At 47.5% G+C, this 24,731-nt stretch carries 26 protein-coding genes; 11 read left to right on the forward strand and 15 right to left on the reverse strand.

The genetic code is table 11. From position 1 onward, the window contains the following. From asnB to FMS18_RS05660, 6 genes are all read right to left on the reverse strand, one after another. Positions 1-1,965 carry an asparagine synthase (glutamine-hydrolyzing) gene (asnB, locus tag FMS18_RS05635; protein WP_163292774.1) on the reverse strand — a complete coding sequence of 655 codons (1,965 nt, stop codon included), beginning with the start codon at positions 1,963-1,965 and terminating at the stop codon, positions 1-3. Positions 1,966-2,210: 245 nt separating this feature from the next. Further along, positions 2,211-3,209 carry an SIS domain-containing protein gene (locus FMS18_RS05640; RefSeq protein ID WP_163292775.1) on the reverse strand — a complete coding sequence of 333 codons (999 nt, stop codon included), beginning with the start codon at positions 3,207-3,209 and terminating at the stop codon, positions 2,211-2,213. A 7-nt stretch (positions 3,210-3,216) separates the two neighbouring features. After that, complete coding sequence (locus FMS18_RS05645; RefSeq protein ID WP_163292776.1) at positions 3,217-4,428, reverse strand: type II secretion system F family protein; 1,212 nt, start codon at positions 4,426-4,428, stop codon at positions 3,217-3,219. A gap of 14 nt (positions 4,429-4,442) precedes the next feature. After that, complete coding sequence (locus FMS18_RS05650) at positions 4,443-5,219, reverse strand: PDZ domain-containing protein (RefSeq protein ID WP_163292777.1); 777 nt, start codon at positions 5,217-5,219, stop codon at positions 4,443-4,445. 19 nt (positions 5,220-5,238) lie between these two features. Next, on the reverse strand, positions 5,239-6,150 hold the full coding sequence (locus FMS18_RS05655) for a response regulator (protein ID WP_163292778.1): 912 nt from the start codon (positions 6,148-6,150) through the stop codon (positions 5,239-5,241). Beyond that, the gene (locus tag FMS18_RS05660; RefSeq protein WP_368854149.1) at positions 6,150-7,343 is read right to left on the reverse strand and encodes an ATP-binding protein; all 1,194 of its coding nucleotides are present in this window, start codon (positions 7,341-7,343) and stop codon (positions 6,150-6,152) included. Before FMS18_RS05660 ends, FMS18_RS05655 begins: the two co-directional genes overlap by 1 nt. 251 nt (positions 7,344-7,594) lie before the next feature. Between FMS18_RS05660 and FMS18_RS05665 the strand changes: the two genes are divergently transcribed. From FMS18_RS05665 to FMS18_RS05715, 11 genes are all read left to right on the forward strand, one after another. After that, complete coding sequence (locus tag FMS18_RS05665; protein WP_163292780.1) at positions 7,595-8,959, forward strand: WD40 repeat domain-containing protein; 1,365 nt, start codon at positions 7,595-7,597, stop codon at positions 8,957-8,959. Between the two features lie 34 nt (positions 8,960-8,993). Next, entirely contained in the window at positions 8,994-9,455 is a 462-nt protein-coding gene (gene gspG, locus FMS18_RS05670) for a type II secretion system major pseudopilin GspG (RefSeq protein ID WP_163292781.1), read from the forward strand. Between the two features lie 19 nt (positions 9,456-9,474). Beyond that, the gene (locus FMS18_RS05675; protein WP_163292782.1) at positions 9,475-9,903 is read left to right on the forward strand and encodes a Tfp pilus assembly protein FimT/FimU; all 429 of its coding nucleotides are present in this window, start codon (positions 9,475-9,477) and stop codon (positions 9,901-9,903) included. 2 nt (positions 9,904-9,905) lie between these two features. Continuing rightward, positions 9,906-10,268: a type II secretion system protein gene (locus tag FMS18_RS05680; protein ID WP_163292783.1), complete on the forward strand. Its 363-nt coding sequence runs from the start codon at positions 9,906-9,908 to the stop codon at positions 10,266-10,268. Further along, positions 10,268-10,849: a type II secretion system protein J gene (locus FMS18_RS05685; protein WP_163292784.1), complete on the forward strand. Its 582-nt coding sequence runs from the start codon at positions 10,268-10,270 to the stop codon at positions 10,847-10,849. Before FMS18_RS05680 ends, FMS18_RS05685 begins: the two co-directional genes overlap by 1 nt. Further along, positions 10,836-11,783: a general secretion pathway protein GspK gene (locus tag FMS18_RS05690; RefSeq protein ID WP_163292785.1), complete on the forward strand. Its 948-nt coding sequence runs from the start codon at positions 10,836-10,838 to the stop codon at positions 11,781-11,783. The genes FMS18_RS05685 and FMS18_RS05690 overlap by 14 nt, the downstream gene beginning before the upstream one ends. 42 nt (positions 11,784-11,825) lie before the next feature. Further along, positions 11,826-12,950, forward strand: a complete 1,125-nt coding sequence (locus FMS18_RS05695) for a hypothetical protein (RefSeq protein WP_163292786.1) — start codon at positions 11,826-11,828, stop codon at positions 12,948-12,950. Between the two features lie 14 nt (positions 12,951-12,964). Further along, on the forward strand, positions 12,965-13,462 hold the full coding sequence (gspM, locus tag FMS18_RS05700) for a type II secretion system protein GspM (protein WP_163292787.1): 498 nt from the start codon (positions 12,965-12,967) through the stop codon (positions 13,460-13,462). 9 nt (positions 13,463-13,471) lie between these two features. Further along, positions 13,472-14,218: a hypothetical protein gene (locus FMS18_RS05705; RefSeq protein WP_163292788.1), complete on the forward strand. Its 747-nt coding sequence runs from the start codon at positions 13,472-13,474 to the stop codon at positions 14,216-14,218. Between the two features lie 95 nt (positions 14,219-14,313). Beyond that, on the forward strand, positions 14,314-14,886 hold the full coding sequence (locus FMS18_RS05710; RefSeq protein WP_163292789.1) for a class I SAM-dependent methyltransferase: 573 nt from the start codon (positions 14,314-14,316) through the stop codon (positions 14,884-14,886). A gap of 14 nt (positions 14,887-14,900) precedes the next feature. Then, complete coding sequence (locus tag FMS18_RS05715; protein WP_203544541.1) at positions 14,901-16,220, forward strand: DUF4910 domain-containing protein; 1,320 nt, start codon at positions 14,901-14,903, stop codon at positions 16,218-16,220. 25 nt (positions 16,221-16,245) lie between these two features. Here the strand turns inward: FMS18_RS05715 and FMS18_RS05720 are convergent, their stop codons facing one another. The 9 genes from FMS18_RS05720 to FMS18_RS05760 form a co-directional block, all read right to left on the reverse strand. After that, complete coding sequence (locus tag FMS18_RS05720) at positions 16,246-16,815, reverse strand: VOC family protein (RefSeq protein WP_163292790.1); 570 nt, start codon at positions 16,813-16,815, stop codon at positions 16,246-16,248. Between the two features lie 182 nt (positions 16,816-16,997). Next, on the reverse strand, positions 16,998-18,140 hold the full coding sequence (locus tag FMS18_RS05725) for a bifunctional 2-polyprenyl-6-hydroxyphenol methylase/3-demethylubiquinol 3-O-methyltransferase UbiG (protein WP_163292791.1): 1,143 nt from the start codon (positions 18,138-18,140) through the stop codon (positions 16,998-17,000). Positions 18,141-18,144: 4 nt separating this feature from the next. Then, a complete protein-coding gene (locus FMS18_RS05730; RefSeq protein ID WP_163292792.1) occupies positions 18,145-18,396 on the reverse strand; it encodes an acyl carrier protein in 252 nt (83 codons plus the stop codon). 219 nt (positions 18,397-18,615) lie between these two features. Then, complete coding sequence (locus FMS18_RS05735; protein WP_163292793.1) at positions 18,616-20,397, reverse strand: DUF4910 domain-containing protein; 1,782 nt, start codon at positions 20,395-20,397, stop codon at positions 18,616-18,618. A 61-nt stretch (positions 20,398-20,458) separates the two neighbouring features. After that, a complete protein-coding gene (locus FMS18_RS05740) occupies positions 20,459-21,139 on the reverse strand; it encodes a cyclase family protein (protein WP_163292794.1) in 681 nt (226 codons plus the stop codon). Between the two features lie 3 nt (positions 21,140-21,142). Then, the gene (locus tag FMS18_RS05745) at positions 21,143-22,666 is read right to left on the reverse strand and encodes a class I adenylate-forming enzyme family protein (protein ID WP_163292795.1); all 1,524 of its coding nucleotides are present in this window, start codon (positions 22,664-22,666) and stop codon (positions 21,143-21,145) included. A gap of 6 nt (positions 22,667-22,672) precedes the next feature. Then, complete coding sequence (locus tag FMS18_RS05750; RefSeq protein ID WP_163292796.1) at positions 22,673-23,725, reverse strand: 4-hydroxy-2-oxovalerate aldolase; 1,053 nt, start codon at positions 23,723-23,725, stop codon at positions 22,673-22,675. A 368-nt stretch (positions 23,726-24,093) separates the two neighbouring features. Continuing rightward, entirely contained in the window at positions 24,094-24,504 is a 411-nt protein-coding gene (locus tag FMS18_RS05755) for a transposase (RefSeq protein ID WP_163292797.1), read from the reverse strand. Further along, the gene (locus FMS18_RS05760; protein ID WP_163292798.1) at positions 24,498-24,686 is read right to left on the reverse strand and encodes a hypothetical protein; all 189 of its coding nucleotides are present in this window, start codon (positions 24,684-24,686) and stop codon (positions 24,498-24,500) included. Before FMS18_RS05760 ends, FMS18_RS05755 begins: the two co-directional genes overlap by 7 nt. Positions 24,687-24,731: the final 45 nt, after the last annotated feature.

Here is a 24,731-nt window from a genome sequence, read left to right on the forward strand (position 1 = left end):
TTACCCAATCTCCCAGTGCTCACACCAGCTCTGGAACATGAGCACACTCCAGATTTTATACTGGTTGTCCTTGATTCCGGTCAGGTGTTCATTCCATGCCAGACGCACTGCGCCAGTATTGAAATAGCCCTCGCGGTCCAGACGATCCGGGGCCAGTAGTTCTTCGGCCCACTCGCGTAGCGGTCCACGCAGCCAGCTGTCGATGGGCACGCCGAAGCCCATTTTGGGACGTTCTATCATTTCCTGAGGTACGTATTTGTATAGAATTTCACGCAAAATATGTTTGCCTTGCCCGTTGTTTATACGCAGGTGCATAGGCAGACGCTGGGAAAATTCCACAATTTCATGGTCAAGGAAAGGGGCGCGGGTTTCAAGGCTGATACCCATAGCCGCTCGGTCAACCTTGGTCAGGATATCGTCAGTCATGTAGTTGGCTGCATCCATGAACTGCATCCATGCAGTCAGGTTAGTCTGTGACGGTTGGCGGTTATCGTTCTGGAACGGCCCTTTGAATTCATTGGCGTTGCGTATAACTGCTTCAGGATTGAGCCAGATGGAAGTCAGGTCCCGGTAATATTCTGAGGCGGATGCAGCTCCCATTACATCAGCAAGCTTATGGATTTTCTGTCCGGGTAGCCGTATCTGTAAAGCGGACGGCAGGAATGGGCCGTACATTTTAAATACTTTGTTCCAGCTATGCGGTGGTACGGAAGAAATCCATCCGGCCAGCATTTTGCGCAGGGGAGCGGGAATATTTTTCAGCCTGTTCCACAAAGAGCAGCCTTTGACATGGCGGTTGTAGCCGGCGAAAAGCTCATCCCCGCCGTCACCGGAAAGGGCCACGGTCACATGCTCACGGGTCATGCGTGAAACAAGGTGGGTGGGAATCTGTGAGGAATCTGAAAAGGGCTGGTCCCAGATTTGTGGAATCTGGGGGACAATATTCAGTGCGTCCTGTGGTGAAACATACAACTCGGTATGTTCGGTTCCTATGTGCTTGGCTACAGCCTTGGCATCGTCAGCTTCGTTGTATGCTTCATCATTAAAGCCGATGGTGAAAGTTTTGACCGGAGCCAGCGCGCATTGCTGCATCAGAGATACGATGAGTGATGAGTCCACTCCGCCGGAAAGGAACGCACCCAGCGGTACATCTGAAATCATTTCCCGCTCAATGACTTTGAGCAGCAGATCTTCCAGAGTTTCGGTGATTGCATTGTCCGGGGCAGTGAAAATTTTGTTCTCAGCTTCACGGGCGCAGTCCAGCAGGGACCAGTAGGGCCGGGGTTCCATGAGTTCCCCGTTCGGTCGCAGACAGGTCCATGTGCCGGGCATGAGGCAGAATGTATCTTTAAAAATTGTATGCGGTGCGGGCACATAGCAGTAGCGCAGATAAGCGGCCAGTGAGTCACGGTCCACTTCACGTTTGAAATATTTTTTGTAGCCCATGAGGGCTTTCAGTTCAGAGCCGAACAGAAAATTGTGGCCCTGTCTGGAATAGTAGAGCGGTTTTTCGCCCATACGGTCACGGGCAAGCAACAGGCAATGCTCTTTGCGGTCCCAGATGGCGATGGCGAACATTCCGTTGAACCGTTTGAGTGATTCTTCAAAGCCCCATTGCTCGACAGCTTCAAGCATGACCTCGGTGTCGGAATGGCCGCGCCACCCCGGAAAGTCTTCGGCTTGTTCAAGTTCCGTACGCAGGTCGCGGTAATTGTATATTTCACCATTGTAAACTGTAACGTACCGACCTGATTTGGAATGCATGGGCTGTACGCCCTCTTCGGTCAGGTCGATGATGGCTAAGCGGCGGTGGTCAAGTCCTATGCCCCATTCAGGATCAGCCCATTGGTCGGAACCGTCCGGTCCGCGCGTGTTCTGGGCGTCGCCCATTTTACGGGCTATGCGTTCCAGTCTCGTAGCATCAGATGAACGGGTAAGATCAATAAAGCCTGCTATTCCACACATGTTTGCCTCCGGCGGCCCTTCGGGGACCAAAGGAGAGGGGAAAACCCTTTTGCTAACGCCAAAAAGTGTTTTCCCCTCTCCTCTGGACTCCTTACCCCTTTCCCAAAACGCGTTAGTAGGGGGTGAAATTTTTCATTATCAGCGACTTCATATTACTTAGAGGCGAAGCCCTAATAAAAGTTTTTGGGATTCTTAAACCCTTTTTACAAAAAGGGTTTAAGGCCCCCGGCGGGGTCGCCGAAGGCTTAACTACGCACGTTGTCGGCGAACTTGAGACGGCCTTTGCCTAATAAGTCATGCAGATGAATCATGCCTGTTAGCATGCCTTCTCCGTTTACGACGGGCAGCACGGTGATCTCTTTGGATTCCATGATGTCGAGGGCCTGTGCTGCGGACATGTCCGGGGTAATACGCAGAGGATTCTCGATCATGACCGTGCTGGCGGGCATGTTGGTGTCAAAGCTTCCGGAGCAGACCATCCTGCGTACATCGCCGTCAGTGATGACACCGGAAAGTTTTTCTCCTGCTGTCAGGGCAACGAGACCTAATCCACCTTTGTCGAGTACTGTCAGGGCCTTGGAAAGAGGTTCGTCCCTCGGGGCGGAGGGGATGTTGTCCGTGTGCATGAGTTCGCTGATGCACAGGGTCAGCCTGCGGCCCAGTGATCCGCCGGGATGAAATTTCTTGAAATCCTGACTGTCAAAAGCCTTATGGTCCATAAGGCAGACCGCCAGAGCGTCGCCCATGGCAAGAGCTGCGGTGGTGGATGATGTCGGTGCCAGTCCGTGGGAGCATGCTTCGCAGGGGACTTTTGTCCTGACTACGATATCTGAAAGTCGGCCCATGGTGGATTCAATTTCCGAGGTAATGGAAATGATCCTAGTGCCGAAGGACCGGATAGCCGGGAGTAATGCGTTAAGTTCGTCAGTCTCCCCGCTGTTGGAAATAGAGATGACTACGTCTTCGGCCCGGACCATGCCGAGGTCCCCGTGGGCTCCCTCTACCGGATGCAGGAAAAAGGACGGGGTTCCGGTGGAGGACATGGTAGCGGCAATTTTGCGGCCTACCAAGCCTGATTTGCCCAGTCCGGTTATGATCACACGTCCTTTGCATCCTGCCAGCATTTCAACTGCTGCGGCAAAGTTGAGATCTAGTGAATCACGGATTGAAGCAAGTCCTTTTTCTTCAATTTCAAGGACTTCCTTGCCCCTTTTTATGAAGTCGGAAAGTTGTTTTTCGGTCATTTGTTACCTATTTGACGAGCGTGGTGAGGTCGAAGATCGGGCCCATGATGGCGACAACAATAAAAGCGATGAGCATGCCGATGAACAGCAGCAGCATAGGTTCAGCCAAGGCGACCACTCGCTTCATGAAGTTATCCACATCCCGTTCAAATATGGTACCCATTCGTTGCAGAAATTTTCCCAGTTCGCCTGATTTTTGTCCGGCGGTGAGGGTCAGGATGTAAATATCGGGATAAATTTTTTGTTCCGCAAGCACAGCACTTAGGGATCGTCCGGTGGCGACTTCTTCGCGGGCTTCAGCCATTTTCTTTTTAAAAAATGTGGATTTTACCGCGTTGGCGGAGCTTTCCATGCCCTGCACAAGGGGAATTCCGGCATCAATCTGGAATCCGAGGATACCGGAGAAGCGTGCCAGAGTGGTCTTTTGCACCAGTGGCATTTTCCAGAGCATCCCGTCAATTTTTTCCCGGAATTTGGGGACTGATTTGTAGGCACTGATAAAAGCGAAAATTATGCACAGCGGAATGAGCAGGGCCATGGGTCCTAGGCTTTCAAGGGTGTTGCCCAATGCCACGACTATTTTTGTGGAGGTGGGCAGTTCGCCTTTGGCGGCTTTGAATATGCCGGTGATCTTGGGCAGAACTTCGGATAGCAGAAAATAGACCGCGCCCATACCGATCATCAGGATAACCACCGGGTAGACCATGGCGGTCATAAGCCGCCCACTTACTTCGGCGCGTTCTTCTTCGTACTTGGCAATATTTTCAAGTACGTCGCCTAGTTTACCTACGGATTCGGCAACCTGCACCATGCCCACATAAACCTGCGGGAAAATTTTGGGATATTTGGCAAGGCAGGATGAAAAGCTTTCCCCGGATTGGACAGCATCACGGATTTCCATCCAGGTGTGGCTGGCTTTACCGCCGCTCATGCGGGCCATCATGTCAAGAGACTGGGCCAGCGCGGTTCCGCTCTGGATCAGGATTCCAAGATAGTAAAAGGATTCCCCCAGCCTGATCTTTCCGCTCATGGACATGGAGGCGGCGAAAGACTGGGTGGAACTTTTTTCTTTTTGCCCGGATTTGACCTGCTCAAGACGCAGGGGCATCAAGCCCTTGCTTTGCAGGGTGGCAAAAGCCTTTGACTGGGAAGAGGCTTCGACAAAGCCTTTTTTCTTCTTCCCTTCCTTGGTGACTGCTCGATATTGATAAGTAGGCATTTTCGATTACATCCCTACTTGAGTTCTACTATCAGGGAAAGCATTCGTCCTTTGCGCTCCACGTCAATGGAGATGGCCGAAGCCCCGCCGAGAGAACCGTATACCTGCAACAATTTGGTCGGTCCGTTGATCATTTCACCGTTGATGCGCATGAGTACGTCACCGTTTTCAAGACCCAGCTTTTTGAGCAGGGAATTGGACTTGATATTGGTTACCCTGAAGCCCTGAGTCTTTCCGCCTTTGGAATTAGGCTTGAAGAGTGCCTGCTTGAGGAAAGCATTGGGGTCATCAAGGATTTCTTTGGCTTCAGCTTTGTTAACAGTGATTTTATTAGTCTTTCCGCGCACAAGTTTCAGGCTTTGGACCTGATCCCACATGGCGACTTTTTTCTGTTCCCGTCCATATTTCCAGATAACGTATTGCGGCTTGATTTCAGAAAGAGTCCAGCCTTCGTGCTCATCTCCTTCGCGGAGGATGACAGTTTCCTTTTTGATTCGGAAAACTGCCATGTCGGTCTCCCCGGTAAGGATACCGACCAGCATCCATGTGGATGGAGTTACTTTGGCTTTTTTTTGAATTTCAGCAGGGTTGTCCAGCCCAAGGACATTCTTTTCCAGAATAAGCTTGGAATCTTTTTCAATCTTTGTTGCCGCATCAGAGGAAAATGACTGGCCTAAAATGGGGGCAGTCGGTTTGGGCAGCGGGACAAAGGACGACACAAGATAGGCCGTGGCCAGCCCGAAGGCGAGCGGCCACAGCCATGTTGGAAATTTGGTGGCTTTCAGCTCCATATAAAAATATATCCTATTATTACTCTTCTATTTCAGCGTAGGAATGGTAGTTGTTTTTAATCCACTTGTCCATACCCTTGGTGTTGTGGTAAATGTCTAATCTTAATAGCCTTTTTCTGGTCGTCTTAGCTGAGCTGTAATAAAAGAGCCTTACTTTTCTGGAAAGACGGGCACTGAATACATTCTGGGTGCCTTTGACTTTGTGGATGTTCATGCCCGGAGTACCGGAATCCTGCACATCAAAGCGGATAAGGGTTTCGATTACCTTTTTAAAGAGTTTGAACTGAGTGGAGTAGACCTTTTCAAGGTCGGCGATAAAGCTGGGCATGGCTTCACTTTTGGTCAGCAGGGATTCGAGTATCTCTGTAACTCTCTCAAAACCTTTTCCGGCACTACCGGTCTTATCGGTTTTGCTTTGCTCCTCAAGCCTGCGTTGCTCGTCCTGAAGCTGTTCCACCTCTTCTTCCAGCAATTGGTGGTAGCCTTTGACTTCTTCCATTTCGGCCACGAGGGTGTTGACCTGCTCCGCGGTCTTTTTGCTTTTGCCGAGGTAGAAATGAAGCATGCGCAGCAGGTGGTCTTCGGTTACCGGTTTGGGGATGAAGTAGGTGAAGACATCAGACTGGGCTTCGTCAGTGGCTTCGGCATCCATTCCGGTCAGCAGGATGACCGGGATATACGGATATTCCTCGCGAATGAACGGCAGGATGTCCACGCCGCTCAGTCCCGAGCCTTCGAAATGGACATCCAGCAGGATCACATCCGGTTCTTCTTCGGATTCCTTCAAAAAGGCCAGAAAGGAGACTGGATCATAGAATGATTCATGCTTTTCCAATATTCCCGCGTCACGGAGGATTGAAACAGTGTATTCGTGCAAACGCGGGTCATCGTCTGCCAAAACAAAAAAATATGGGTCCTGTTCCGGGGTCATTATTTATCTCCTGCTGCTGGAATAGCCCCTGCGGGGCCGAAGGTTCCAAGGGGGATGAGTATTGTTACTTCGAGTCCTTTTGAACCAAGAGTTTCGGTGTTCTTTGCTGAAATGTCAAAACCCATGTTGTCACTGAAAAATTTTACGAAAACAGTTCCCTGTCCCATGGCCTTGCCCTTGCGTTTTGCCGAAGGCACAGCTCTTTTGAATAGGTCCTGCAAACTGTCGTCGGAAACCCCGCCTCCGGTGTCTGCCACTGTTAACTGAGCGTAATTGCCTTGGACGTCGGCGTTTATGGATAAGCGGGGCTTGAATGATTTGAACGCTTCACTACCCTGCCTCAGTAATTCTATCTGGCGCAGCTCCATGGCTGTTTGGCTGTTTCTGATCAGGTTGAGCAGAATCTCCCATGTCTTGTAACGATCTACGAAAATTTCTTCTTCTCTGTTTATCCACTTTTCAAAATTGAATTGCAGGTCTAGTCGTTGCCGGGATTGTTTTTGATCATTTTCAAGCCTATCTGTAAGGTTCAGCGCAAGTTCGTCAAGGCCTATGAGCTGGGGTTTGAAGGAAAGTCTTTTTTCAAGATCACGCAGATGTTCGATGATGCTTTCCTCAAAAGGCGTTACGATCTGGTTATAGAGCTCACGTTCTTTTACTTTGGGCAGGTCGTTTACAATGGTATGAATCTGGGATTTCCATGAGTTCTGGAGAACCATCAGTTCGTCTTTAACCATGTTGGCCTGGATGATCATGTCATCGGTCAGTTTTTCCGTGGCGACCATGAGTTCCAGCTGTCGCCGTCGCTGACGTTCATCACGGATGGATTTTTCTCTATCGATTTTTTCCCGGTCCGCCGGGGATTTACGTTTGGTCATGATGAACATGAAAATGATAGCCACCACATAGAGAGTCATAAAGGAGCGGCTTAGAAAGAGTTTGGATGAGAAATTTCCGGTCATGTGCAGCAGACGGGAAAAAATAAAGGCAAAGAAAATATTGAAAAAGCCTACGTAGGTCATAGTTTCCCGGCCGCCGAGTCTCCATGAAAAGTAGAGACTGGAAACAACCAGAAAGATACAAAAAATGTAATGGCGCGCAATGCTGTCCGTGCCAAGGTCAAAAAGTACGTATGCCAGAACATAGAATAGTGCCAGAGCAGGCAGCCGCCAGCTTTTGTTTTTTAAATGCACATCAGTTTTTTGGTCTGAATTGCCGGATATAATATCAATAATTTTTTTAAGCATAATTTAAATAGGAAATGAATTGTTTTGATGTCAGCTTCTTGTGCCGGATTACCGGGGTATGGGCAAGGGTAGTTTTGAGTCCGGGCTTGACTTTTATACGCTCTGCTTTAACACAACCTGTTGGAAAGCGCGATTGCATTGCTTATAACCGTGCTTTAAGGTGTTTTCAAAACTTCTTTTCTGAAAATGAAGGAATTATGAATAATAAGTCAATCATTCTGGCCCTCACACTCCTCGCAATTTTGGCTTCCGGGTGTGCGAAGCAGCCTTCCCCAGCGACAGATGAACCTTCACTTGTCACCGATGATAATATCGATGTTTCCGAACTTGTGGGGAATGCTCCTCTCAGTTTAGCTGGATTTGTCGAATATGCTGCTTCGCAGCAATATTCGCCCTTGGACAGCATTTATAACCGTCCGCCAGAAGATATGGCCGGGAATTATGTTGTGCAACTCAGTAAGAGCAACGAGGTCGTCAATCTGGACAAGGATGTAACAACCTACGTGCAGGATAGAAATATTCTTGCTGCCGGGTTAAAAAATGGCGTGGTCCGCATGTATGGCGGGCAGGGGTGTGCTGCCGTTCAGGCTGCTTCAGATCCGGTGAATTCCGTGTCATGGTTTTCGGAGTCTCCCTATCTGGCTGTTTCATCCGGAGGAAATAAGGTTGTCGAGGTCTTTAATGTCAAAGAGTGTGCAAGGGTGCGTGTTCATGATGTTAACAGTACCGTGGATATGTTTGCCCTCTCCCCGAGAGGGAGTTGGCTGGCATTGATTGATGTTGCCCGCAGGCTTTGGGTCGGCCCCGCCAACGGTAAATTGCGCAGGATAGACCGCTTTACTTATCAGCCGCTTTCCCTGACCTTTTCCAATGAGGAAGGAATTCTCATGGGAGTGGATACCACCGGAAAAATGGTCATGTGGAGTCCACTTAAGTTGACTCGCATTTTTGATCAGAAAATTAAGGGCGGACCGTTTGAATCTGTAAAGGCCTACGGTTCCCATCTTAATATTGTCACTGAAAAGGGTGAACGTTTCCAGTGGGATGTAAGTAAACGCACTAAGTCTCCGTTTTATGAGCAGGAAGACGGGTTCTTTCTTAAAAACGGAGTGCTTTTATATCGTTCACCGCGCAAGACTTTTTCCAAAAAGGTCCAGTTCAAGCCTGTCTCTTTTGCCGTCGATCGCTCTCCTTCGGGAAAAGTTTACCGGATTAAGGATATTGACGGTTCATTCAGATACTATTCCGCTATTAACGGGACCCCTCTAAAGGATGTTCAGGATTTTGCTGACTGGAAGAAAGTGAAGGTCGGGCGGGATTACGGATTTTCCGAACGTGGCAGGGAGTTTACTCTTGCCGTTCCCATTGCCCAGCGGGAATTTCAGAGGTTGTATTGCAGGTATATACCAAGTAAGGGGTATTACCTCTGGTGGAAAAAAGTTGCCCGCCCGGATGATTATTTCAAATCACGAGGCATGCTTCCCCGTCGTGAGGGGATTGCTGCCGACTCGCCTCTTGAGTGGGAGCCGCTGGAAAGCAAGCGGACTGATATCAGGGATTAAACCCGGATTGGGTTAATAATAAGTAGAGGAAATTATGCAGAAAAAAAGAATTCGTATTGCTGAGCTTAAAAAAGGTCAGCGTGGTTTCAGTCTTATCGAGTTGATGATTGTAATTGTTATTCTCGGCCTGCTGGCCTCCATGCTGGTTCCTAAAATTATGGACCGTCCCAACGAGGCCAGAGTCACCAAGGCCAAGATGGATATGAAGGCCCTTGATTCAGCTTTAAAGCTGTACAAGCTGGATACCGGACGCTATCCCACCACCGAGCAGGGACTTCAGGCTCTGATTACCAAGCCGGAAAGTCGTCCTGTTCCTCGTAATTACCGCAAAGGTGGTTATCTGGATTCCGCCGCAGCCCCTGTTGACCCCTGGGGTTACGACTACATATACAGAAGCCCCGGCGAAGAAGATCGTCCTTATGAACTGATTTCTCTCGGAGCTGACGGCATGGAAGGCGGCGAAGATTACGATGCCGACATCAAGAGCTGGGAATAGCCGGGCTTAATAACATATTATGAATACACATGCTGCCCGCCGTTTTTCAGGCGGACTGACTTTCATAGAACTTTTAATTGTTCTGTTTATTGTGGGCATGGGCTGGTTTACGCTCATGCCCAATCTTGATCTTGCCGGAGACCGGGGTGACGATAGCCTTAGTCTCGCCAACTCCTTTATTTATGAGGCAAGAACGGAAGCGGTGCTAACTGATTCCCGGCAGTCTGTGTATATTGATTTCGAGAACGGGCTGCTAAAATGGAACGGCGAAGAAGTTTCTCTCCCGTCAGAAGTCAGCAGTGGACATTTTAATGAATATCCCATTGATGACAGCGGGGTAGAATTCATCATTTACCCTGAAGGGTTCAGTGATGAAGTGCGCTTGGTTTTTTCCGATGGCTTGACAGTTGTTCTGGATCCTTTGGCAGTCCGTTTCGGGGAGATATAGTTGTGGCCCGTAAGAATGGTTTTTCTTTGATTGAGATCATTGTTGCTTTAACCATTGCTGCAACTCTTTCCATAAGTTTTCTTGGTGTGCAAAGGCAGAGTGCGCTTATGGCCCAGTCGTCCAAGGATTCATGGAATGTCCTGAATTTGTCGCAGGATATTCTGGGACATAAGTATCCAGATAGGTTGAATATGGTTTCTTCGGGGTGGGCATCTTGGCCCGGACCTCCTGAAGGAAGTTTCAGGGTGGGACTGGAGACAGTTTCCTCCGTCGGTAAAGGGTTTTACACTTTGGAAACCCGTAGTGATGACTACACCCTTGAATGGAAGATTTACCGGGTTTCACACAAGAAAAAGCAGTTTTAATGAAATTTTTCCAACGCAGCCATACCCTGCCTGATTCACAGGGGGGATTTTCACTTATTGAAGTGCTTATCGGACTGGTTCTTTCCGGGCTGCTGATGAGTATGGTTGCTATGGTCTTGGGGCAGTCTGTAACCAACAACGAAGTTGTTCGTTCCAGTGCCGGACTCTCTTCTCGTATGTTCACCCTGCGGCGTATCCTGCATCGGGATTTGCAGAATATCCGCCCCGGCAGACCTATAGGGGTTGAGAGCAGGGGCTTCAGCCTTGAGACCAGCCATAATGTGTTGTTGGAGGGGGCTGGGCCGATTGTTGTGAATTGGGATTTCTCTTCAAATATAATCCGTCGGTTCGAAAAATCACCCGATCTTGAGTTTGAAAATTCATTTTTTTTAATGCGTGGTTTGGAATCCTGGGAAATGGAGTTTCTGGACGCTGACAAGAATATCTGGATATCACGTTCCCAACAGACTGCCCGGGCAGCCAGTGGGCAGTCCACGGTCAAGGCATTCAGGCTGAAATTGAAATTTGATGATGGTCAGGGAGTTACGATTGTCGAGAGGTTTCCTTATGCCACGGAATAATTTTGACAAAGATTCAAAGGGAGTAGTGCTGGTCATTGTTTTGGTTTTGTTTATGGCTTTATCCAGCCTGACTTTGATGACTATTGAAGTCAGCTCCCGCGGTGCAGTAGAAGCCAGTCGGATGCGCAATGAATATGAAGCCGGGTTCAAAGCTGAGGAGGCTTTGTATATGGCTTATGATTTGTTGAAGGACGATAAAACTCCTTTTTCGGATACTCCACGTGAAAGGTGGGTTCGCAAATTCAAGGATGACGGTCTGGAAATAGAAATAATACCCTGCAATGCAAAGATAAATGCCAATGATTTTGTGAGAAGGAGGGATAGACAAAAAAGCCTTCTGATTTTAGGTCGAATGCTCGGCAGGGGAATGGATGTTAAATCCATGGCCGGCAGTCTATCTATTTGGATTGGGGTCAACATTAATTCCAAGCTGGCTAAGATGGATAATTTCTTTTATTCCTCCCAGTTCCCCGCATATTCTCCGCGTGGCAGCTATTTGAAAACTCCGGAAGAGATATTGCTCGTCCGCGGCTGGTCCGATCTGGGGCGGGAATGGGTGGATGATCATTTTACGGTCTGGGGTTCTGGGAAGATCAATATAAATTTTGCATCCCGTGAAACCCTGCTGGCATATCTGCCTGAACTGGGTAAACGGGTGGACAGTATAATGCATTGGCGCAGGACACGGGGATTTACTGATATCAGTCAGGTTCTTTCAGTTACCGGATTGTCTGCCGACTCAGATACCTATCTCGACATGTCAAATAATTTTGGCGTCAATTCGAAATATTTCGAGGTCAAGGTGGGTGCCACCGTAGGTGACTGCACCGTGGTTAAGCGGTATATTATTTCTCGCGATAACAGTTTGGAGATCGGGGAGTGCTCTCTGGTCTACCAGAACGATCTTTCCGTAACCTTTGCGGAAGACCAATAAATAGACAAACACACTGCTAAAAGGTATAGGACAAAGCCATAGATGGCCTTTAATAAACAAAAGATAGTATATTTCCTCTCATTCAAGGGAAATGAGCATCAGTGGATGATGTTTGACGGCAAAAGCCTTACCGAATCGGAAGGTCCTGCTGAAAAGAACAGACATCCGGTGGTTGCCCTTTTGCCTGATCCCCTTTTCTTTTTCTTTAAGCCCCGTGGAGCTATCAAATCCCGTCACGCCAAGTCCGCGACCATGATGCAGATGAATTATTCCTTTCCTGTGCAGGAAGAGGAGTTCAAGGTATTGCGTCCTTCCGGAGACGCCGTACTGGGCTATATCGGTCATTATTTGTTGGATCGTTTTCTGGAGCGGCATCGTGATGTTCTTGCCAAAGCAACGGTCCTTACTTCCGCTTTTACCGTCAGCTGGAGAGCAGCGGTTGCAGAAGGTTTATCTGTCTGGAGCTGGAAAGGGCAGGGTATGCGTATTCTTGCCTGCGGTGATGAACTTACTTATTTCCGTGGCGGTGACGAGGAGTTCAAAAGCAGATTTGATCGTTTCGGGCTGGATGGTGATCCGGAATTGATGAATTTGGATAAAGCCTGTGAGGTTTTTGCCAGAAAGAAAATCCGTTGGGCCAGACTTAATCTGGTGAACGGGCTCCGGTCAGGTTCCGGTTCTGACAAGTCTGTGACTATTGATTACAAACCCTACGCGGTAGCTGCGGTGCTGGTTTCGCTGATAGGTCTGTTTTTTATTGCCGGGCAGTATCACCGCTGGCAGCAAAGCCGGCAGCAGGCTGAAGAGTGGCGCGGCAAGCTTAAGGAAGTTTATGTCAGTGCACTTGGCCCGAATCACGGCTCTGATCCCTATGGCAAGATTCTTTACAAATTGGATCAGCTGAAAAGTGGTGGCGACGGCGGAGGTGTTGATGTTCTCGGTCTGCTGGCCGTGCTCAGCAACAGTGCTCCGGTGGGTATTGAAATCGAAGGATTTTCTCTTGGCGCGGATTCCGGTAATATCCGGGGCAAAGTCAGCAGCTACGAAGAACTTGATGCTATGATGGAAAAGCTGGCCGCAAACAGCCAGTTTAATTTTGTTCTTGAACAGGCCACCAACATTGAAGGCGGCATCAGCATCAGCCTGCGCGCTGAATATAACCGCTAATCTCAGGTAATATAATGGATCTGGAAAGATTTTACATATGGCAGGATTGGCCTGCTGAAAAACAGAAACTTTTTTTTACTGCTCTGGTTGCGGGCTGGGCACTGATTGTCTTCATGATCTGGTCCGGGTTTAGCGATTCTCAGTCCAAGGCTGAGCGGATTACGCTTTCCAGTAAGCAGAAATATGCCAAGGTCGTTCCGTTGGTGGAGCAATTGAAAGCCGGTGAATCATCCCGTGGCGCACTGGTGAATCGCGAGCCCATGACCGCAGCACAACAGGTGATTCGTGATCTTGGCCTTGATACAAGATTGACTTCCCTTCGCCCGTTGCAAGGTGGATCTAATTCCGGTCAGGGGGTGCAGGTGTTGTTAGAATCCCTTAATCTGCCGGAACTGGTGGCTTTGTTGCGTGATTTTAAAGTGCGCGGAGCTTTGAAGGTTACAAATTTCAATATCAATCACAGGCTGGACTCCCCTGAGTTGGCTGATGTGCAGATCATTCTTTTCAGGTAGGTCGGCCGGATGAAATTCATTCCAAATATTTCCTTCAAATTTTCCTTCAAGAAGATAATTAAGACTTTTTTTCTTTTTCTGGCCGGGCTGATTCTCGGTGCTTTCCTGTTTATGCCGTGGGAAATTGCCTGGTCACAGGCTTTCAAACTGGCAGATTCCAAAATTTCCAAAGCCACCATTCAGTGGGGCGATTTTATAAGTGCCGGGCCATTCTCTTTCGAAGTAACCGATGTCTACGTGACTACCCAGAAAGGGCTGACGGTTACCGTTCCTCAACTGGGCGTATCCCTTGGCTTTTCACCGCTGCTTGAAGTGCGGGTCAAGACCGGGCCGACGCTGACAGCGCGGTTGTTTCAGACCAAGTCCCTGACTCTCGGTGGTGGTGTCGACTTGGCCAAGCTGATCCAAATGGACGGGCTGGGCGGCAAGGTGCGTGTTACTTCTGATGTGGGGTTTCCAAAGTGGGGTGCTCCTCCGCGTACTGGCAGTCTTGTGGTCCGTTCCGACGAGGTTGAAATACCCGGCGGACTGATTGCCGAGGACGTAAACGTGAATGCCGTACTGGCCGGGAAACAGTTTCAGCTCAATTCTTTCAGTTGTGGTCAGCCCATTCCGGTAACCGCCAAGGGCAGTGCCACCCTTGATTGGAAGAGGTTGCCGAATTCTTCTTATACTATCAGCGGAACCACTACTTTCGGAACCACTGAACGTCAGTTCTCCAAGTCCGGCAAGCTTAATAAGTATTTAAAATTTTAGTTCTGAATGCCTCCGGCGGCCCTGCCGGGGGCCTTAAACCCATTTGCAAAAGGGTTTAAGAATCCCAAAACCTTTTAGTGGGGATTCGACTTAATATGATTTCCAACAATATTCTTTCTTTTGCCAAGTCAGTGCTTTGCGAAGTGCTTGAGCCGGGCTGTGTTGCCGTTGATGCCACAGTTGGCAACGGCTACGACACAGTTTTTCTTTCAGAAAAAGCCGGTGTCGGTGGGCACGTGTTTGGATTTGATATTCAGGAAGATGCGGTCAAGCAGACCGAGCAGCGGCTTAATGAGGAGTGCCTGCCCGAAAACTGGACCGTTTTTCATTCCGGGCATGAGAATATGGCAGAGCTTATTCCTGCTGAGTTTCATGGGCGGGTCAACGCGGTCATGTTCAATCTCGGCTTCCTGCCGGGAAGTGATAAGACGGTCATAACCAAGTGTGAAACAACTCTCGAAGCAATAAAGGCTTCCCTTGAGATACTCGCCAAGGGCGGCATGCTCTGTATTGCCATCTATGCCGGGCATCCCGGCGGGGACGCGGAAGATGTCGCTGTGCGAGAATACTGCACCGGACTCGATTACCGTACCTACCGGGTCATCCAGAGTGAGATGATCAACAAGCCCGGACACCCCATACGGATGTTGTTTGTGACCAAGCTGTAGATTTTAGAACTAATATGAAAAATTTTGATTTAAGTGTTCAGGAGAAGTTGATGAGTTCGGGGCATAATATGATTCAAGTGATTAAAGATTTGTGGGATTACCCCAGATCTCTTACCGGTCATGGGGTTGTTTCAACGCTGGATTATATTAAAGGAATCAGTGATGATCTTGAAGTGCACACGTTTGAATCAGGAGAAGTTGTATTCGATTGGGAAATTCCGGATGAGTGGAATATATATGGTGCAACCTTAAAGCACGAATCCGGACTTGTAATCGCTGACTTTTCAGAAAATAATCTTCATGTTCTCGGCTATTCAACTCCATGCTCCTTAACTATATCCAAGGAAGATCTGCTTGAACATTTATATACCATTCCCGAATTGCCTGATGCGATCCCTTATGTGACTTCATATTATAATGAGTGTTGGGGGTTTTGTATTAGCGAAAACCAAAAGAAAAGTCTGCCAGAGGGAATGTACCATGTTGATATTAATGCGACTAAGGGACCTGGTAAATTGCATCTGGCAGATGTATTTATTCCGGGTGAAACCAAAAGCGAAGTTTTCTTTTCAACATATGTCTGCCACCCTTCGATGGCTAACAATGAATTATCTGGACCGGCTCTTTCATTAGAATTAATCAGGTATATCAAAGAGACTTATCCGAATCCCCGTATGTCTTACCGGTTTGCTTTTGTGCCCGAAACTATTGGTGCAATTGCCTACCTGAGTAAAAATTATATGGAAATGAAGAAAAAAATAAAATGTGGTTTTGTGTTATCCTGCGTAGGGGATGATCAGGCTTATAGCCACATTGAGTCCAGACTGGGAAATTCGCTTGCTGACAAGGCTTTGGAAAGTAGCTTTATCAATTTGCCTAATGCCAAGAAATTTTCGTATCTCTACAGGGGGTCTGACGAGCGTCAGTATTGTGCTCCCGGTATTGATCTTCCCCTGTGCGGTTTTTGTCGTACCAGATACGGTGATTACCCGGAGTACCACACCAGTGCGGATGATCTGTCTCTGGTTAATCCGGAAGGTCTTGCTGCAAGTTTCAAGGTTATGAAAAATATTATTGATGCGTTCGAGATCGGGCTCTATCCCCGCGCAACTGTATTGTGTGAGCCGCAATTGGGCAAAAGGGGGCTGTATCCGAGCATAACTAGACGCGAGGATTTTTCAGAGATTTACAACCGGTTGAATTTCTTATCTTACGCTGACGGAAACCATTCATTGTTTGATATTGCAACAATAAGCGAATGCAATCTCAGTGATCTTGTGCCAATTGCGAAAATCATGACTGAGCACGGTCTGGTTAAGAACGTTGAGAAGTGATCAGCGGTAGAATAAAGCTTGATGGTCAGGAGAATTCGAGCAGTTCTATCATCTCGCCATGCGGGCCACGGACAAATGCGGCGGCAACGGTTTTACCGTTGACGATGAGATCAAATTTATTGCCTGTAAATGAGGCGTTATTGCTTCTTAGATGTTCTATGGTTTTTTCAATGTCACGCACCCAGAAGCTGACGCAGGAACAGCCTAAGTCATCAAGGAACATCGGCTCTGCTTTCCCGGAATGAGAAGTTATAGTTAAATTGAAATTCCATGTAGGACTTATTGAGCGGTGATTTAAATAGCAGTTTTCATCTTCCTGCCCCACAACTTTAAGCCCGATTCCTTCCTTCCAGAATTTTAAAGATTCCTCAATGCTGCTGGTCGACAGCTGTACGGAATATTTTCCGCTGATTGCATTTTCCGGAAATTCCGAAACAAGATTAATCCCGAGAGGAGCCAGCTGCTCGTTCTTCTGCGGTATATTTTTTCCGGCTGGAATTAAAGATATTCCGTAACGGGACGGGGGTTGTGCAGTCCTGCCGTGGTGATGCAGGAGTTCAATACAGGGCAGATTTGTTCCTACTTGAAACTGCATTTGGAGCGCATCCGTCCATTCTCTTACAAGGGATTCTTTTTCCTGTGGATTCGCTAAATTCAATTCAGTGAATTTTTCAGCATATCCCAAAGAGGCAAAAGCCTCATTTATTGAAGAATCCAGAGGATAAGTCCCAATACATAAGTGGCTTAAACCGAGAACTGCGGACATAGGTGCTCAACTTAGACTTTGCTGAATTCAATAATCTGCCAAACGGGAAATTCTTTGGCAAAAGAGTGCGCCCGTTTATCTTCAATTTCGGAACTTGAATACATGTCGTCAATCATCGATACATTAAAACCGAAAGGCAGAATAGCTTTGATCATGTCTGACTGGGGAGCGACTATATTGAAATTTCGGTTTCTGTATTCTGAGAGAATTGTAAACGGGTGTTGATCATCGCCGAACCAGGGAGCCAGAAAGAAGGTGGAGTTGGGCTCAACACTGATGAACTTGCCGTTGGGTTTCAGAATTCTGTGTATGTCATTCATCAGGATGCTGATGTCGCCTTGCTGATCCGGTGTTTCTGGCACGAAATAGAAAAGCAGCGCGTCACTCATGAATACATAGTCCACGCTATTGCTTTCGATTTTATCTAAGGCATTCGGTTGGCCGATAGGCGCGTTCATCGTTTTTAAGTTTTCGGGCAGGTCATCAGCTGCCAGTTCCAAATAATGGGTGTTGGGATCTACCGCTAAAACCTGTGCGCCAAGGGAAGCCATATGTTTGCTGTAATATCCTACCCCGCACCCCAGATCGACAATAGATGTCTCGGAATTTAAAATTCCGGGGAGATATTGTTTCAGGTAATTTTCCTGTACACTATGGTACAGGTTTTTTTTTATCTGACTTAAATCTTCAGTAAATTTCTGGTTATACCACCATTTGACGGGGTCTTCGCGTTTTACGGTGAGCAGGTGCTGGCCTAACTGCTGGTGGAAATTGCCGAAATGATTGAAGTCCAGAAGGCCTTTTTTCAGGGAAAACCGCTCCCTGTATGTTTCCAGATCTTCAACCAGAAAGCTGTTTTTCAGAAAAAGAGCTTTTAGTTCCTCTCCGGACATTTTTTGCGGAGCAGGCCAGTTTTCTTTTTCGCGGATAATTCTTGTGGGGTCGGCCAGTAAACCGTCATCATTTGAAAACCAGCCGATTTCCCAGACAGTTCCATGAGACTCATTGTTGCACTGCGCGTCCTTTTCCAGTTTTCTGAAGCAGTTCAGGGCTTCAGCGTCCAGCGCAAGGCAGGTTCTGGAAAATACGTTGTATACGATGTAGCTTTCATTGGGGCCCAGTAAAATGATAACGTCAGATGGAACTTGAAGCATTGTTTTAGCCTTTCAGGTCGTTGATTATTTTAGCCATTCCGGAAACAGTCCTGATCTCCTCACTCTGGAAATGATCTTGCGTCAACTGGACATTGAATTTGTCTTCCACTGTAAGGACAAGGTTCATAATTCCAAACGAATCAATATGCCCCTCATCGATAAAGTTGAAGTTTTTCTTTTCTTCATCAGATGAGGCAGGAATTTCTTTTACCTTTTCAAGCTGTTCGATAACAAAGCTTTCAGTTTCTGTTAACATGTTGTCTCCATGAATATATATGAAATTATGAGTTGGTTAAATTCTGTACCGGGTCAAAGATATAACCATCTTTGAAACAGCAGAGGGAAATAAATTGCATAAATGCTTAAAAAGGACAACCTCTCCAATGGAGGATTTGTCAATTGGAAGCAGGTGTACCGGGGGAGGCCTTTTTATAGCTCCGTTTTTTGCGCGGGGTAATCCGCGTTATTCTGCCGGTCAGGACTTGGCTGGATGATCAGGTCCAGTCAATCCGGTCCCTTCAAAATTGTCGATAATCTTAAGTAATTGCGAGACGGTTTCTTCTGCTTTGCGGGTTTTTCCTTGAGAGACAAGAGAAAAAGCAGGCACTCCTGTTGTCTGAAAAGCAGCCGTATCCTCAGAACTCGGCAAGCAATCATCGCACTCAATTCTGTTGAACCAGGGGTGTGGCTTTGTCGCAACGCTCAGGTCGGCCCAGCTGTCCATTTCCAGGTTCAGACATGCTGAGGGGAGGGTGTCTTTGTGCTGCTTGAGCCAGAGGTCCGGTCCAAAATTATGCGGCATAATGAGCAGTTTGTAAGAATGATTCAGTTCTTTACGTTTCTGGAGGCAGCGCATCAGTTCTATTCCGCAGGATACGCCATATAGACCTTTGTTATTTACGCATGCTCCATCGAGATATGTTGCGAGCAGTATGGTTTTATCTGATTTACCTTTAACGTTAATCTCGCCTATTCTCATTTTATTAAAAGAAAAATCAGCTTTAATTGAAACGGAACAGGACTGGCCTGCCATTTTTTTCTTCTGATCGTCTGAAACAGCAAATGACCATGTAGGCCGATTGATATTTGACGTCAGCGGAAGATAGTTTTTTTCACCTGTAACAAGATGTTCTGATAGTTCGTCCCATGAAAGATTGCCTTCAAAGCTTGTAGAATGGCCCCCCACATGGAGCGGGTTGTCATGGCTTGAAATGGCGACGCCATCGGCTGAGGTCAGGGATGCCTCATGACAGGTCCATTTTTCGGGTACAATAAGATTCAGCCCCTCTGCTCCGGTATAGAAATCATGGATTTCAAGCGGTGCGGCTTTGCTTAGTGAGTTCAGAGCAGAATTATATGCATCAGACATGACGTGTCGCGGCAATGGAGTCAGGGTGTCAACAATTTCCTGTAGTGATGCGTCCGGATTAATTGAAATATTATATTTTTTTACAGGAACACGGTTTTCTTCCAGTTCAATGGGGTCCGCAGCAGGACCTTTTGCACTGAGCCATGGATCTTTTTTGAATTGTTTGCAGGCATATTCGAAATATTCCCCTGCTTCGATACAGTAAATTGAATTGCGTCCTAACCTGACAGAAGAGCATACTCCATCGGCTACAGCCATTTCAGCCAGTCTTATACCGTCCGGGTCCGCATTTTCAGGCCATAAGCGCACGCTGTATGTCCATTGTTCTTCGCATATTTTTCCGTCTTTCAGAACTGGTCCGCGGAAGTACTTTCTATATCTGAAGGGAACTTCTGCTATTTCTTCAATGTAATGTCTGTAAGTTGCCCAGTTCAGACGTAATCCTACCGTGCATATCTTTGCTTTATTTTCTATTAACCGTTCGTATACACTTTCGCGTCCATATGTTGTTTTGGGGAGGTTATGAAATAAGTCCTGTGCCGCCGGCCCTTGGCCGCAAATGGATAGAATCGGCTCTTTTGAACGTATTACCTGCGGCTGGTTTCTGAAAAATTCCGGAAAGGGGCCGATGGTTCCGGGGGTGGAGTCTGCATCGAACAGTTCTCCTTTGCATAACGAGTATGAATAGCAGGGGATAAGGATTGTCCCTTCTGGCCCAAGAGCTTCCCGGGCGCATTCAAGAAACAGTTCATTCATGCGTTCCTGGCTGGTTACTCCTTCACCAAGACCGAGCATTCCGAGGCTGAGGTAAAATAATACAATATCACCTGTGGCTATCCCTACATTTTGCAGGGCGGCAATCATTTCTTTTTTTGTATAGTTGAACATATCTAAGGGTTTATTGGGGTGTCGTGTTATTTAAAAATAAAGCGGATCAAAGGAATGCTTTTTATTTTTCTTCGAAGTTCATCAACCCATCATAGGCTACACAGCGGACCGGTGCTCCGTCAGCCCCTTTCACCTTCAGCGGGAGGGCCATCAGGGTGACTGTTTCAGATGTGAGCTGATGGATATTGCATAAATATTCCAGAAGGATAACCTTTGATTTCAGCAGAATTTTATGGATGGGCGAATCCGGGGAATTGGCTGGAGGTTCCGGGTTGTCCGGCATTGCTGCATCGGTCCCGACAAGCTTGACTCCTTTTTCGACCAGCCAGCGTGCCGCATGTTCGGAGAGGTAGGGGTGCCCGGTATAATACTTTTCGTCGCCCCAGTACTTATCCCAGTCATACCTCAGGATTATCCGTTGCGGGATTATTTCTCCGAGTTCTTCTTTCAGCATTTCCACAGATATTTCTGTTAATCCGGGCAAAGAAGAATAATCGATAATTCGTGCCGGGCCGATCAGTGCTTCCAGTGAAAGGTTTTCGATAGTGTTTCCGGATTGAACGAAATGTGCTGGTGCGTCCACATGGGTTCCTGTGTGGCTTCCAAGAACCAGCCGTCTGGTTTCCCGGCCCTGATTTTCAATGTGTGCAAGCTGGCTGACTTCCACCTGAACATGCCAGGGACGGTCATAGGTCAGCATCCCTTCATGAATTAAATGTGTAAGGTCTATTAGTCTGGTCACTTTTTATCCTGCTGAAAGTATATTGCGGAGATCTGTCTTTTTGACTTTTCCGGTCGAACTGCGCGGGAAGTCCTTAGCCTGCCGGAAGATTTCCGGACATGCTGTGGATTCCAGATTTGATTGGCATAAGTTTTCGATCTCTTTGCGTATGTCTTTAAGTTCCGTATCACCGGAAAGCACTAAAGCTGCAGCCACTTTTTCACCTTGGGCAGGATCAGGGATGCCTACTACCGCAGCTTCAACTATGTGTTCATGCATGCAGAGGCAGTCTTCGATTTTCTTGGGGCTGATGTTGACGCCGCCCCGTATGATAAGATCCTTTTTCCGGTCAGTGATCCTCAGGTGTCCGCCTTCTTCTATGATTCCCAGGTCTCCGGTAGGAAAAGCGTGATTTCTTGGCAGGATGTCAGGGGTTCCTGTTTCCGGATTGAGGTAACCTATCATCTGGCCTTGTGATTCAATCAGAATTTCGCCTTCCTGCCCTGCGGGGGATGTGTCCCCTGTTTCGTTTATCAGGGTAAAGACTACCCCTGTCAGAGCTTTACCTACAGTCCCGTCCGGTGCCCGCTCTTCAGGTCTGTCGATTGTATTTATTAAAGTTTCAGATAGGCCGAAGCTGGGGAGAACCGGTGTTTCGTACTTCTCCTCAAATTCCTTTTTGACATCAACAGGTAAAGGGGCAGTGCATGAGGCGATAAATCTCATTGAACCTGCTGTGTAATTGCGTCCTTCTTCTCCTCTGTCCATTTTAAGTAAAATACTCAGTACGGAAGGAGACAGCCACATGCAGTTTACGTTGTGTTTAATCGGGGCGGCCCAGAAGTTCATGGCCATCATTGCGTCAAATTCCCTGTTTACAACAACACTGGCCCCTGCGACAAAAGGACAGAGCAGGCAGTTCAGAAAGCCGGCCATGTAGCTCATGGGCATGATATGATAAAAGCGGTGGGCGGGCGTTATGGCAAGGGCATCTTTAAAAGCTGCGGCATTGGTAAAAAGGGTATTCGCAGTATGAAAGATTCCCTTGGGCCTGCCCGTGGTTCCCGATGTGAACGTCAGCGAAAACAGGGCGTCATGGTCTATTTCCGGGACAGACAGTTCCCTGCTGGAGGGAGTGGAATTGAAAAGGGACAACCCTTCCCCTTCTTCCGATGCTGACAGGTCAATTTTCAGCAAAGAGTATTTTGTCTCAGGAAGCAGAGCTTCCGTTTTGTCCGTATACAGGATGATATCCGTTCTGGCAGCCGCAAAGATATATTCCCGGTCAGTCTCTTTGTATTTGTTGTTGACCGGGACAGCCACTGCGCCAAGGAAAAGACAAGCATAGTAGGTGCATGCCAACTCAACAGAGCCGGGCAGCAGTAATCCGATTCTCGAGCCTTTTTTCAAGCCTGCTTCCCTCAGTCTGTCTGCCAGACGTATGGAAGCTTCAGCGAGCTGTCCGTAGGTCAGAACCTGCTCGGTTGAGGCGTCAATCAGATATGGGTCATTTTCAAATTTGTTAAAAATATCAGCGATGTAGCTCATTTTGTTTTAGCTCTGCTCATTTCCGTGATATGCAGTAAAGTCAAATCGACTGGTCAAGGGCGGAGTTGTTTTTTCGCTGATTCCTGAAGCGATTGACTCAACCAGATCTTCGGGCGCATCCACTTTATCGACTTTACACAATTCGATGATAAGGATTCGAGGATCAATGTTGTATTTACTGGCATATTTTCGAATTGTACTCATGTAACTGGAGTGAAACTGAGCAAAGCCGGTGACCATATCAAGTGAAGAAAGTCCGTTGCCGCGGATAAGGGGCTTTACATACTTTTCACCCACATCCATGACTCGCAGCATGTCAACTCCGGTCTCAATTCCCATACGGTCAAGGGCGGCAACTACTAATTCTGTTGCGGCATTCCCTGCACTGCGGCCCATGCCCTGCAGCGAAGTGTCAACTATTGCCGCTCCCATTTCTACAGCCTGAACAGAGTGGGCAACAGCCAGTCCGAGGTTGTTGTGGCCGTGAAAACCAAGCGGGATATCACAAATGCTTTGAACTGCTTCGAAGTAGCTTTTCAACTCTGAGGAAAGCATGCCACCCGAGGAGTCTACAACACACAAAACATCTGAGCCGTATTCTTGAGTCTGTTTGGCTTTTTCAGCGAAATCCTCGGCCTCAAGAACGTATGATTTCATAAAATTAGCTGAGACAAAGAGGCCATGTTTTTTGGCTCGGGCAATAAAAGCCTCAGAAGAGCTTATGTCATTTGCGTTGGTTCCGATTCGAATGAATTGTGCTCCCATATCCGCTGCCATATCGATGTCTTCAAGCTCGGCGATTCCAGGGATGCAGAACATGCCGTACTTGGCTCGTGTCAGCACTTTGCCCGCTGCGGCCAGATAATCCCTGTCGGTCTCAAAGGCCTTGCCGAACCCTTTTTCAGACGCGCCTAATCCCACTCCATGTCCAACTTCAATTATATCGACACCTGCAAGCTCAAGCTCTTTAGCTATGACAGCTGTATCCTGAGCTGTGAACTGAAAGTCGATGGCATAGCTTCCGTCGCGAAGTGTTGTGTCCAAAATTTGTGTTTTCATGGCATTCGTCCTTGTGGTGTAGGGTCGCTAAGGTCTGGGAATTCCTGTCAATAAGTTTGTTTTGCTATTAAAATATGGGGTGTTATGCGTGTAAAATGAAGTCTCAGCATGATTTCGACTGTGCTTAGCTTCTATTAGTTTATGGAGTCGATCCTATTTGAATGCAATTAATTATGCAACATATTCGTGGGCCGCGGTTGTTTTGAAGTGTCTAGACTTCCAGAGTTGTCTATTGGGTAATTTTTTTAATTACAAGACTCGACTTTCGGAGTTGTGGGTCATGCAGCAACTCCCCTTGATCTTTGATATTGTTCTTTGTTTAAGCCGTAAATATAGAATGCTTGTTTGAGAACTTCAGCCATCATGACTTACCATAACAGCTCTGCAACCTGTTTGTTTTCCAGCAGATTTGCTGCAGTCAGAGTCAATGTCCGTTGAAGAGACTTCAAGTAATCCAAGTCACGCATTTCTTCGCAGCAGGCGTGAAAAAGCAGACCGAGGGTGCGTGGATCGTCATTTCGTCTTTGATCCAAAGAGAGGAAGATATATTGCATCATAGCAATGGTGGTGTGGGCGATAAGCGCATCGAAATCTCTGGCCTGACAGCCTTTTTTCAAGTCCAGATGCTGTTTAATTGTACGGAAAAAGACTTCGATATCCCAACGTTTTCCATAGATGCGGACGACATCGACATCGGATAGACTCGTATCCGTGGACAAAAGCGCGAGCCAGTCTTTTTTGCTTGTTACGCACGAAAACGATGCGTGCAGAGCTACCATTGTTCATCGTGACAACAGCACTTGCGAGAACTTTTGCTCGATCGGCTCTTTTTTTTGATTTTACGGTAAATTGCTTCAACGGTCATGCGCTCACCTTTAAAGGTGTAAAGGGTTTTGGGAGTACGTTTGACCATGCAGATCTCGGGCAGATACTCACTTGCTTCGGCGATAACCTTTGGCATGCCGAACCAGCTGGCCATGAGCTGGTATTTGGCCTTCTTCTTTTG

It is taken from the genome of Desulfovibrio sp. JC022, from assembly GCF_010470665.1.
Lineage (GTDB): Bacteria > Desulfobacterota > Desulfovibrionia > Desulfovibrionales > Desulfovibrionaceae > Maridesulfovibrio.